This is a genomic window from Mycetocola lacteus (assembly GCF_003667575.1).
Lineage (GTDB): Bacteria > Actinomycetota > Actinomycetes > Actinomycetales > Microbacteriaceae > Mycetocola > Mycetocola lacteus.
Window position 1 is genome coordinate 22852 of record NZ_RCUY01000012.1, and the last position, 11079, is coordinate 33930.

At 65.7% G+C, this 11079-nt stretch carries 10 protein-coding genes; 3 read left to right on the forward strand and 7 right to left on the reverse strand.

Going from position 1 to position 11079, the window contains the following annotated elements; all coding sequences use genetic code 11:
• Window positions 1-1152, reverse strand: coding sequence for a bifunctional glutamate N-acetyltransferase/amino-acid acetyltransferase ArgJ (argJ, locus tag D9V34_RS13990; RefSeq protein ID WP_121689114.1), 1152 nt, complete (start codon window positions 1150-1152; stop codon window positions 1-3).
• A gap of 46 nt (window positions 1153-1198) precedes the next feature.
• Window positions 1199-2242: an N-acetyl-gamma-glutamyl-phosphate reductase gene (gene argC, locus D9V34_RS13995; RefSeq protein WP_121689115.1), complete on the reverse strand. Its 1044-nt coding sequence runs from the start codon at window positions 2240-2242 to the stop codon at window positions 1199-1201.
• A 382-nt stretch (window positions 2243-2624) separates the two neighbouring features.
• Between argC and D9V34_RS14000 the strand changes: the two genes are divergently transcribed.
• Window positions 2625-4190, forward strand: a complete 1566-nt coding sequence (locus D9V34_RS14000; RefSeq protein WP_220700598.1) for a helix-turn-helix domain-containing protein — start codon at window positions 2625-2627, stop codon at window positions 4188-4190.
• 95 nt (window positions 4191-4285) lie between these two features.
• Here the strand turns inward: D9V34_RS14000 and D9V34_RS14005 are convergent, their stop codons facing one another.
• Both D9V34_RS14005 and D9V34_RS18275 read right to left on the reverse strand, forming a co-directional pair.
• Window positions 4286-4471, reverse strand: a complete 186-nt coding sequence (locus tag D9V34_RS14005; protein ID WP_121689116.1) for a hypothetical protein — start codon at window positions 4469-4471, stop codon at window positions 4286-4288.
• Between the two features lie 147 nt (window positions 4472-4618).
• Window positions 4619-5494 carry a hypothetical protein gene (locus D9V34_RS18275; RefSeq protein WP_147441698.1) on the reverse strand — a complete coding sequence of 292 codons (876 nt, stop codon included), beginning with the start codon at window positions 5492-5494 and terminating at the stop codon, window positions 4619-4621.
• Window positions 5495-5804: 310 nt separating this feature from the next.
• Here D9V34_RS18275 and D9V34_RS14015 point away from each other — a divergent pair, with 310 nt between their 5' ends.
• Entirely contained in the window at window positions 5805-7541 is a 1737-nt protein-coding gene (locus D9V34_RS14015; protein ID WP_121689118.1) for a beta-propeller fold lactonase family protein, read from the forward strand.
• 60 nt (window positions 7542-7601) lie between these two features.
• Here the strand turns inward: D9V34_RS14015 and D9V34_RS14020 are convergent, their stop codons facing one another.
• Window positions 7602-8156: a phosphoribosyltransferase gene (locus tag D9V34_RS14020; RefSeq protein ID WP_121689119.1), complete on the reverse strand. Its 555-nt coding sequence runs from the start codon at window positions 8154-8156 to the stop codon at window positions 7602-7604.
• Window positions 8157-8278: 122 nt separating this feature from the next.
• On the opposite strand from D9V34_RS14020, the gene D9V34_RS14025 reads away from it, so the two are divergent.
• Entirely contained in the window at window positions 8279-9241 is a 963-nt protein-coding gene (locus D9V34_RS14025; RefSeq protein ID WP_121689120.1) for a DMT family transporter, read from the forward strand.
• A gap of 145 nt (window positions 9242-9386) precedes the next feature.
• On the opposite strand, the gene D9V34_RS14030 is transcribed toward D9V34_RS14025, so the two are convergent.
• Window positions 9387-10469: a linear amide C-N hydrolase gene (locus D9V34_RS14030; RefSeq protein ID WP_121689121.1), complete on the reverse strand. Its 1083-nt coding sequence runs from the start codon at window positions 10467-10469 to the stop codon at window positions 9387-9389.
• Window positions 10470-10535: 66 nt separating this feature from the next.
• The coding region (locus tag D9V34_RS17865) for a hypothetical protein (RefSeq protein ID WP_121689122.1) at window positions 10536-11079 on the reverse strand (544 nt) is incomplete at its 5' end.

The window sequence follows — 11079 nt, forward strand, 5'->3', positions numbered from 1 at the left end:
TCAGCTCGAGTACGCGCTGTTCTCATGCACGTAGTCGTGCGTGAGGTCGTTGGTCAGGATGGTCGCGGCGGCGGAACCGGCGTTCAGCTCGATCTCGATCTTTACCGCACGCGGGGTCAGATCCACCAGGTCGCGAGACTGGTCGGGACCGCCCTGGTGGCAGACCCGGACGCCGTTGAAGGAGACGTCCACGTTATACGGGTCAAACGGTGCCGAGGTGGTTCCGATCGCCGCCAGCACGCGGCCCCAGTTGGGGTCGTTGCCGTAGATCGCGGCCTTGAAGAGGTTGTTGCGGGCCACCGAGCGGCCCACCTCGACGGCGTCGGCCTCGGTCTCGGCACCGGTCACGACGATCGCGATGTCATGGCTGGCACCCTCGGCGTCGCCCTGGAGCTGCTCGGCGAGGTCGGAGCACACCTGGATCAGCGCGGCGGTGAAGTCCGCGAGGTCCGGAGTGACGCCCGAAGCGCCGGAGGCGAGCAGGGTAACCTGGTCGTTGGTGGACATGCAGCCGTCGGAGTCAAGGCGGTCAAAGCTCACCCGGGTGGCCTCGCGCAGCGCGGCATCGAGGTCCGCGGGGGCGAGGGATGCGTCGGTGGTGATGACCACCAGCATGGTTGCCAGGCCCGGGGCGAGCATGCCCGCACCCTTGGCGATCCCGCCGATGGCCCAGTCGGTGGCCAGGAACTCGCTGGTCTTGGGCACGGTGTCGGTGGTCATGATCGCGGCGGCGGCGTGCTCGCCACCGTTTTCGTCGAGGGCGGCGGTCGCGGCCTCGACTCCGGCGGTGAGCTTGCCGAGATCCAGCTGCTCACCGATCAGACCGGTCGAGCACACCAGCACGTCGGTGGCCGAGATGCCCAGCCCGTTCGCCACTGCCTCGGCGGTGGCGTGGGTGGTCTGGAACCCCTGCTGGCCGGTGAAGCAGTTGGCGCCGCCGGAGTTCAGCACGATGGCGTCCACGCGCCCGTCCTTGATGACCTCCTTGGACCAGATGATCGGGTTGGCCAGCGCACGGTTGCTGGTGAACACGGCGGCGGCGTTCTTCTCCGGGCCGGTGTTGACCACGAGGGCGAGGTCCGGCTTGCCGGTGGACTTGAGGCCGGCGGGAACACCCGCGGCGATGAATCCCGAGGGGGTGGTGACGCTCATAGTGCTCCTTGAAGGGTGGTGATGAGGGAAAGAATGGTGGCGGCCATTACGGGGCAACCCCGTCGATGCTGAGGCCGGTGGCCTCGGGCAGGCCGAGCGCGATGTTGGCCGACTGGATCGCCGCGCCCGCGGTGCCCTTGGCCAGGTTGTCCACGGCGGTGACGATGATGACCCGGCCGGCGGCCTCGTCGATCGCCAGGCCCATCAGCGCGGTGTTGGCCCCCAGCACATCGGCGGTCCGAGGGAAGACACCCTCGGGCAGCACGTGCACAAAGGTCTCATCGGCGTAGGCGCTCTCCCAGGCCGCGCGGATCTGCTCGGCGGTGGTGCCCGGCACAATCTTCGCGGTCGTGGTGGCGAGGATTCCCCGGGACATCGGAACCAGCACCGGGGTGAAGGACACGGTGGCCTGCTCGGCCCCGGCCCAGCGCAGACCCTGGATGATTTCGGGGATGTGGCGGTGCGTACCGCCCACCGCGTAGGGATTCGCGGTGCCCAGAATCTCGGCTGCCAGCAGGTTGGTCTTGAGTGCCTTACCGGCCCCCGAGGGGCCCACGGCCAGCACGGTCACGATGTCCAGCGGCTCGATCACACCGGCGGCGATACCCGGCGCCAGCGACAACTCAACGGTAGACGCGTTGCAGCCCGGGGCGGCGATCCGTTTGGTTCCCACCAGCTTGTCGCGCTGCTTGCCCGAACCGATCAGGAGCTCGGGAACCCCGTAGGTCCAGGCCCCGAAGAAGTCGCCGCCGTAGAACGCGGCCCAGTCCTCTTCGGATTCCAGGCGGTGATCCGCGCCGCAGTCCACCACGAGGGTGTTGGGGTCAAGCTGCGCGGTGAGCGCGCCGGAGGCACCGTGCGGCAGCGCCAGGAACACGATGTCGTGGCCGGCGAGGTTTTGTGCGTTGGTCGCCACAAACACCTTGTCGGCGAGCGAACGCAGATGCGGGTGAACCGCGGCGACGTTCTGCCCGGCGTTGGAGTGGGCGGTGACGGTGGTGATTTCAAACTCGGGGTGGCTGGCGAGCAAACGCAGCAGCTCTCCCCCGGCGTATCCGGATGCTCCGGCGATCGCGACAGAAAAAGACATTGAGGCTACCTTCAAGGACGAGTTGTGGGTGTGAATTCCGGATTCCGGCAACGCCCGGTCTCTCTCGCTATCGCGAGAAAAACAATTAGGGGGCGTCGCCTATCGTCGCTCGTCGGTGGCGTCAACAAAGCTACGACGTCGCTCGTCGCGGCGGGCACGGCGTCGCGCCGGCGCAGGTGCAGATACCTGAGCGCTGTGGGCGGAGCGTGCGTGAGCCATGTTGGTTAGCGTAGCGCGGAGGATACGACACGCGCAATCTGTGACGGACGCACGAATGATCGTATTTATTCCAACGCCACATCCGAGTTGATGAAACTCTCAGATTGATGCTTTTGCCACGCAAAACGAGAAATTTATCTCAAATGCGGTATAGCATCGGGTCATGGCACTTTCTACCGATACATCTCCCGTAGACATCACCGCCGCCGAACCCATGCGGCAGGTGGGCGCGCTTATTCGTTCGGCCCGGCAGGACCGTTCCCTCACCCAGGCCCAGCTGGCCGAACGGGTGGGCACCAGCCAGTCGGCGATCAACCGCATCGAACAGGGCAGCCAGAACATCTCCATCGAGCTGCTGGCCCGCCTGAGCGTCGCACTCAAGAGTGAGCTGGTGACCTTTGGGGACCGCCCCCGCCCCTCGCACATTCGGGTGGAGGGCGGCCACAAGCTGCAGGGATCGATCGCCGTCAACTCCAGCAAGAACGGTGCCGTGGCACTACTGTGCGCGGCCCTGATCAACCGCGGAACCACCCGCCTGCACCGCGTCGCCCGCATCGTCGAGGTCGACCGCATCATCGACGTGCTGCGCAGCATGGGTGTGCAGGTCACCTGGTATGGCGATGACAACAGCGTCGAGATCAAGGTGCCCGAGAATCTCAACCTCGCCGAGATCGACGCCGACGCCGGCCGTCGCACCCGCTCGGTACTAATGTTCCTCGGCCCGCTGCTCGGCCGCTTCGACAACTTCTCCCTCCCCTACGCCGGCGGCTGCGACCTCGGTACCCGCACGGTCGAGCCGCACCTGATCGCGCTGCGCCCCTTCGGCCTCGAGGTCGAGGCGACCACCGGCTGGTACCGCGCCACCGTGAGCCACGATGTGCCCGAGCGCGTCAAGGTTGTGTTGACCGAGCGCGGCGACACCGTGACCGAGAATGCGATCATGGCCGCCGCCGTGCGCGATGGCGTGACCGTGATCCGCAACGCCAGCCCCAACTACATGGTGCAGGATCTCTGCTTCTACCTCCAGGAGCTCGGCATCCAGGTGGAGGGCATCGGCTCGACCACCCTCACCATCCACGGCAACGCCAACGTCAACGCCGATGTGGACTACTGGCCCAGCGAAGACCCGGTGGAGGCCATGAGCCTGCTGACCGCGGGCATCGTGACCGGCTCGGAGATCACCGTGACTCGCGTTCCGATCGAGTTCATGGAAATCGAGATGGCGACCCTGTCGGAGATGGGCCTGCGCTACTCGATGACCGATGAGTACGACGCCCACAACGGCAAGACCCGCCTGGTGGATATCACCGTATATCCGTCGGAGCTGCGCGCCCCGATCGATAAGATCCACCCGATGCCCTTCCCGGGTCTCAACATCGACAACCTGCCCTTCTTTGTGGTGATCGCCGCCTGCGCGACCGGCGACACCCTGATCCACGACTGGGTCTACGAGGGCCGGGCGATCCACCTCACCGACCTCACCCGCCTTGGTGCTAACGTGCGTCTGCGCGACCCGCACCGTCTGGACGTCTCGGGCCCGACCCACTGGTCCGGTGCCGAGGTGTCCTGCCCGCCGGCGCTGCGCCCGGCCGTGGTGATCCTGCTGGCGATGCTCGCCGCCAAGGGCACCAGCGTGCTGCGCAACGTGGACATCATCTCGCGCGGTTACGAGCAGCTGCAGGAGCGGCTGATCTCGCTCGGCGCGAAGATCGAAACCTTCCGCGACTAACAGTCATCACTACCGCACCCCGCCTCGAGCAGTCGAGGCGGGGTGCGGTATTTTGGCGCAGGGTACACAGTCTGGCGCGCCGCAAGCCGTCTGCCCTACCTCTCCATCCGCGCCGGGAGGATTCGCACCCCAAACCCGGCACCAACGCGGTTCGCCAATGCCACCGCGGGTATCGTCAAAACCCCGATCAGGTAGGGGCTCAGCCCGAACAGTGTGGTGATCGTGAATCCGATACAGCCCACCACCAGGCCGTAAATCAAAACAAATGCGATCGATTTCATGTCACTTTCCAACGGGATCGGGGAGACAGTGGCGACCGCGACATCGCCGCAATCACCGCCCCATGTTAGCGACGCCAGGACTTCCGCTCCGCGCACGAAACATCCCCCGTTCGGGGCGAGTTCCGTGGCGGAACAGAAGTCATGAGACTAGGCGGGAATCGGCCCGCGCGCGGCCACCGATCCGGTGCCCGTCACGGTGTCGCCGCAGCTGTCCTTGCCGGCGACGGTGTAGCTAATCTCGGCGGTGTAGTCGCCAAAGAGGCTACCGGCCTCGATCTCAGCACCCGGGTGCTGAGCCTCCAGCTCGGCGGTAATCGCCGCGATCTTTGCGTCGATCTCCTCGCTGTTCGAGGTATCCCCGCCCTCGGCAAAGTCCAGCTCGAGCCAGCCGTCCTCGACCTGGTAGATCCCGTGTGGAATCGAGGTGTGGGCCGTGTACTGCTCGGTGTGCAGGGTCACCCGTCCACCATCTCCGTCAGGCATGCTCCAGGTCACCGTCTCGGGGACACTGAAACTCTCAATCAGGCTGGTCACCAGGGCAGGGTTCGCGATCACCAGGTTATTCAGCTCCTCGTTTTCGAATCGAATCCGGGGTGCGTCGCTGTCCCAGTCAAACCGAGCGGCGATGTTCGGGGTGATGGGCGAAGGCTCGGGAACACACTCGGTGGGTCCGGACGGACTCGGCGAGGGCGTCGGGGTGGGCGACACGGTGGGAGTGGGAGTGGGGGTCGCGGTCGGATCGGCGCTCGGCTGGGTGCTCGCCTCGGAAGACGGGGACGGCGAGGTGGACGGCGCCGTGACACAGTGCTCGGGGGCCTGGGCCTGTGCCGGAGTCGAACCACTCAGCACGGGCAGGCCCACCAGGAGCAGCAGCCCCAGGGCGCCGCCCAGCAGGATGCGCTTCTTCGAGGAGCGGACCATTGTCCAGATCAGCGCGGCACCAATCAGGATGGTTGCCGCGGCGATTGCTATCAGCACGGGGGCATTCGCGCCGGTTTCCACCAGCACACAGTCGGTCATCACAAATTACTCCCTCGGGTCGGGTGTCGGAGGATTCTAATACTAACCAAACACTCGGTATTAGAAAAGCGGCGTGTGGTTCGCGCCAGATGGGGCTGCTCGGGCCTACACACGCGGGGCGAGTAGATACATGCGACAACAGATCGCGCATTTTCGGCACTACCCATCGAAAACTATACGTTTTTAAATACGATCGTTATGTACCCCAAAGGAGGGATACTCACCCTGCGGAAGCCCGTATCCCCGCACCGGGTGGACGAACACACGAGCGCTTTGCAGAACGTGAACGTGCTCGCTCATCAGGGAGACCCCCATGTACCCACGCAGTATTTGGCGCGCCTGTGCCCTCGGCCTTGGCGCATTTTTGACGATCGGCCTCGCCACCGGAGGAGCCGTCGGTGCCCAGGCCGCGCTTCCCCCGCCGAAGGAGGGATCATCCGCGAGCGCCCCCGCGCGTCCACAGCCGGATGCCAACCCCCACCCCGCGAATGCGTCCGGCCAGATTGCCCCCGCACCCCGCGCCGAAACGCCGCCACTGGTCAGCGACCTCGGCACATCCATCGTCATCGGCGACGGGGTTATGCCCAATCAGGTGGCAATTTCCCCCGATGGCCGCCTTGCCTACGTGTCCGCACTGAACTCGACCGCGCTGCACATCGTGGATCTGAACACCCGCACACCCATGGGGTCGATCGAGGTTGGTGCCGGTGTCGGCCTGTCCTCGGTATCACTGAACGCCGCGGGCACCCGCGCGGTTGCCGTCATCGATGCGAGCCCCACCACAACCCACGGGGTTGCGGTCATTGACCTCACCACCCGCAGTCTGAGTGCCATCCACACCAACAACATTGGATGGTCCAGCTATGCCCAGCTCACCCGTGACGGCTCCGCCTACCTGACGGTGGCCGTGGGCGGACAGATCAATCGGATCGACACCGCGACCGGCGAGGTCCTGGCCAGTGTCACGCTGCCCACCAACAACTCAAACTCCGGCGTCCTCACCGCCGATGAGTCCACCTTCATCGTCGGGCGCAGCGGCCAGGGCATGAACGGCGCGGCCTATGCCACGATGAACGCTCACACCCTGGAAATCACCCGGGATGTCGCGACCCCCGACATCTGGTCATACTCGGGCCTCGCGTTTGATACCAACCCGCAGACGCTCTATCTGGCCGAGGGCGGCAGCCGGGTCAGCGTTCTGGACCCGATCACCGGCGAGGCGCGCCAGCGCATCTCGGTGGGCAACATGATGACCGACGTGGTGGGCTCGGACAACCTGAACCGCGCCTACTCCCCCTCGATGGGGTGGGATATGGTCATGGCCGCCGACTTCACTACCGGCGAGCGCTCCGAGAGCTTCCGCAGCACCCCGGTGGGTGCCGTGAACCTGATCGAGAACCCGGTCACCGGCGACCTGCTCACCGCCGACCGCGGCTACACCGGCGGCGAGGGATCCACGATCACCCTGATCACCCGCCCGGCCGTGAGCGATCCGGCCGATGTGCGCCTCGACGCCGTCGACCAGGAGGTTACCTTCTCCAGCACCGTCACCGGAATCAAGCGCGGTAACGGCGGCGGTGTGGTGTGGCAGCGCTCATCCGACGGGGAGACCTGGACCGACATCGAGGGTGCCAACGGCAATGATTACACCATCCTGGTGACCGCCGAGAACGCCGGCGACAGCTACCGGCTGCGCTTCAACGACGATTTTTGGGGCATCGCCGGAGCCAGTGAACCGGCCACGGTCCTCCTGCCGGCTCCGGAGCCCACGCCGGAACCCAGCCCCGAGCCGAGCGTTGAGCCCAGCCCGGAGCCGAGCATTGAACCCAGCCCGGGACCCAGCGTTGATCCCACTCCGAGCATCACCCCGGCACCGGCCCAGCCCGGTGAACCGGGCGGACAGGGCGGGCAGTCGGACCCCGCTCCCCTGGCGGCTCAGCCCTCTGGCGGCCTGGCGGCAACCGGTGCCAACCTCGGCGGCCTCGCCCTCCTGGGTGCCGCAATCCTGGCCATCGGTACCGGCCTCATCATGCGTCGCCGCAGCGCCTAACCCCATCAGCACAGCCCCGCTTCGAGTCTCGAAGCGGGGCTGTGCCGTGTTCTGGGGTGATTAGGCCTTCGGGTATCGCTGCGCAGCCTCGACAGCATCCACCGGGGGCAGCGCCGACCAGGGGAAGGTGATCCACTTATCGGTGTTCTTCCACACAAAGTCGGGCTCCAGGATGGTGCGCGGCTTGGAGTACAGGGTGACCGTGCGGACATCGGCACCGTCGCCCTGCAGCATGCGCTGCACGAGCTCGAGGGTGCGGCCCGAGTCCGACACGTCGTCCACCAGCAGCACGCGACTTCCGGCCAGGGCAGGGCCGTCCAGCATCGGCGGCAGCAGGACCGGCTCGGGCAGGGTCAGGTGCACGTCGGTGTAGAACTCCACGTTGATCGATCCGCAGTTCTTGACCCCCAGCGCATAGGCGATCGAACCCGCCAGCAGCAGACCACCGCGGGCGATGGCCACCACAAACTCCGGGGCAAAACCGTCCTGAACCACCTGGGCGGCCAGGTCACGGGTCGCGTCGCCAAACCCGTCCCAGCTGAGCACTTCGCGCTCGGGATCGGTGGATACTTCGGTGTTCTTTGGTGCCGATGCGGCGGCGGGGGTCTCGGTCATTTCTCCACAGTAGCCAGTCGGGGCTGACGGCGCGAACTCTGCCCCCTCAAACTGGGTCTTGGCGGCGGGGAAATCGCGTGTAAAGCTGGGGCGGACATCCATGTGCGACGGGGGAAAAAACAATGGTTGTAGGTTCTGCGCCGCTGTTCGGAGTTTTGCTGGCACTGGTCAGCGCGGCCGTTTTGGCGGTGGGGAATCTCTGGCAGAGTCGCGGGGTGAACCTGGTCTCCGCGGCGGCCGAACGCAGCGGGGAGAATAAGACCCCCTTTATTGCGCTGCTCAAGACCCCGATCTGGCTGGCCGGGAGTGCGCTGTTTGGGATCGCGATCCTGCTGCAGATGGGCAGTCTGGCCTTTGCCCCGCTGATCCTGGTGCAACCCATCGGCGTGACCGCGCTGGTGTTCTCGGCGATCCTGAACGCCCGCGTGCGCAGGGCTCCGCTGCCACGGCGGGTCCTGCTGGGCATCGCCATCTCGCTGATCGGGGTGATCGCCTACGTGGTGATCGCCGCGCTGGTGAGTAAGCAGAAGCCGATCAGCGACGGTCAGCTCATCGCGATCCTGGTCACCCTGGCCGGGGTGCTCGCGATCGCCGCGGCCATCCGCTTCGGAACCCGGGGCACCACCAAGGCACCCATCTTCTATGTGGTGCTGGGCGGGATCTTCTCGGGCTTTGTGGCCACCCTCGGCAAAACCGTGATCCTGCGGGTGGAGACGATGTTTGCCGGACACCGGATGGTGTTTGACTCGGGTAGCGTGCTCACCCTGATCTGTATCCTGGGCATCGGCATCGCCTCGGCGCTGTCCATCTACTTTGTGCAGTACTCGCACACCTGCAACCCGCCGGACGTGGTGATTGCCGGGCTCACGGTGGTGGATCCCGCGGTCGCCGTGGTCCTGGGCATCGTGATCCTTCAGGAGGCCACCGGTGCCCCGTGGATCTCGTTTGTGGGATTCCTCGCCGCCGGGGCCGCCGCATTTGTGGGGGTGGTGATCCTCGCCCGCGCCGAAAGCGCCGAGGAGGCGGATCCCCACACCACCGAGACCATCGAGCGCGGTGCTCAGCGCCAGGCCGAGAGCGGCTAGCAGAACTCCCAGTCACACACACAACACCCGGCGTCGCCCCGAGAGCTGCACGCCGGACAGCACGCGCAGTGCCCGGGCACCAGGCGGCTGATCTTACACGCAAGCGGGGCCCCACCAACCGGTGGGGCCCCGCTTTTGGGTGTGGCTACTTCTTGGCTGCGCCAGCCAGCTGGCGCACCTCCTTGAGGAGCCCGGCAAACTCGTCCTGCTTCTGCGCGGCCACCTCGACAAAGCGCGTCGCCAGGTTCAGACCCAGATCGGTCAGCGGACCCACCTGATGGAAGTGATGGCTGACATCCCCGGCCAGGCCACCCTCCAATGCCAGCTTGCTGACCAGGTCGAGCCGCAGCTCCTCGGTGCCCTCGGCGAAGCTCAGCTTGTCAAAGTCGACCCAGACAATGTTGGGCCGGGTGGTCGACTCAAACGCGTAGCGACGGTTGGTCAGATCCAGCACAACCTGCCAGATGGTCTGCGAAGCGTCGGGCTTGCCCGGATCGGGCTGACGGAAGGGCTGGGCGGCGTTGCGGATGATGCTGAACATCGCCGCGATGGCCTCGAGCTGGGTCTTGGGCTGCTCCTGGCGTCCCACATAGTAGGAGGCACGGGCGAAGCGGTCGGTGGCCAGGGTCGATCCGCCCAGCGGCGCATCCCCACCGAGACCCTCGATCTTCGCCGCCAGCTCCAGCTGCTTATCGTAGGTGGGCGAATTGGTCATCACCGTGTACTCACGGCTGTGATAGACCTTCGGAGTTCCATCGGTGTACTCGATGATGGCCGAATCCCCGGTGGCGTCGTTGATCGCCAGGTGCAGTGTGGGCGGCTTGCCGCTGGTCGGATCCAGCAGCTCGGCGATACGCACCTGGGTCTTCTCGGTCCACTCCACGGCCTCGGCCACGGTCTTGAAGTTGTCCAGGTAGTACTGCAGCCAGACGGCCTGGCTCAGCTGGACATCACCCTCGCTGGCGGTGCCGTAGTCGGATTCGGCGAGCCACAGGATGTGACCGGCAAACCCCTCCTCGTTCATGCCGTCGCAGGCGACCAGGTCAAACGCGGTGGCGACCAGGCTGCCGTACTTGGCGGTCCAGGTCAGATCCCCGTTGACCCCGTCGTTACGCTCGATCCCGCGGGGCAGCTTCCACAGGTTGGTGAGCAGGTCCAGGTGGAAATCCATATTGCGGCCCACGATCACGGCGCCGTTAGCATCGGGCCAAACAACTCTTGTGCACATAGTGTTTCACTTACCTTTCAGAGGGGCACCGCACGGGTGCCGGTTGTACAGCGATTACAAAGGGGGTCAAGAACGGGCATCGGCCTCAGCCGTGCGCCGGTTCCAGCCGAGTTTGGGGAGCACAATCATCGAGGCGACAAAGAAGCAGATCGCGCCGATGAAGGTGCCCCAGTTGGCCAGGCCCGCGTCCTTGGCGCTGCCGTCGTTGAGCACAAACGAGCCCGCGGCCGAAAACGCGAAGGCGAGGCAGCCCAGCATGTTGATGTGGGCAGCCCAGAAACCCGAGCGCCGCGGCTCCCACAGCGTGCCACGGGTGCGGTAGTAGGCGGTGTAGACCAGGATCGCGCTGAGCAGAAAGGCCACCGATCCCCCGGCATCGGGGTTCCACACCAGGTGCTTTTCGGTATCCACGGATTTTGCCCGCAACGCCGCCGAGGTGCTGATGTTGAACATGATCGTGCCAAAGCTCTGGGTGGCCGCCGCCAGCCACTCGGCCCGAAACATCTTGCCCGGAGCGTAGGGTACCGCGACCACCGGATCCCCACTCAGCACCAGCTGATACAGCCCCGCCGCGGTGAAAAACCAGGCTCCGATAAAGCAGGCCAGGTTC

Excerpts from the sequence above, each read along its gene's own strand:
- D9V34_RS14000 (WP_220700598.1), top strand. The coding sequence starts at position 2,625 with ATGGCACTTTCTACCGATACATCTCCCGTAGACATCACCGCCGCCGAA.
- D9V34_RS14005 (WP_121689116.1), bottom strand. The coding sequence starts at position 4,471 with ATGAAATCGATCGCATTTGTTTTGATTTACGGCCTGGTGGTGGGCTGT.
- D9V34_RS14025 (WP_121689120.1), top strand. The coding sequence starts at position 8,279 with ATGGTTGTAGGTTCTGCGCCGCTGTTCGGAGTTTTGCTGGCACTGGTC.
- argJ (WP_121689114.1), bottom strand. The coding sequence starts at position 1,152 with ATGAGCGTCACCACCCCCTCGGGATTCATCGCCGCGGGTGTTCCCGCC.
- argC (WP_121689115.1), bottom strand. The coding sequence starts at position 2,242 with ATGTCTTTTTCTGTCGCGATCGCCGGAGCATCCGGATACGCCGGGGGA.
- D9V34_RS14030 (WP_121689121.1), bottom strand. The coding sequence starts at position 10,469 with ATGTGCACAAGAGTTGTTTGGCCCGATGCTAACGGCGCCGTGATCGTG.
- D9V34_RS14015 (WP_121689118.1), top strand. The coding sequence starts at position 5,805 with ATGTACCCACGCAGTATTTGGCGCGCCTGTGCCCTCGGCCTTGGCGCA.
- D9V34_RS14020 (WP_121689119.1), bottom strand. The coding sequence starts at position 8,156 with ATGACCGAGACCCCCGCCGCCGCATCGGCACCAAAGAACACCGAAGTA.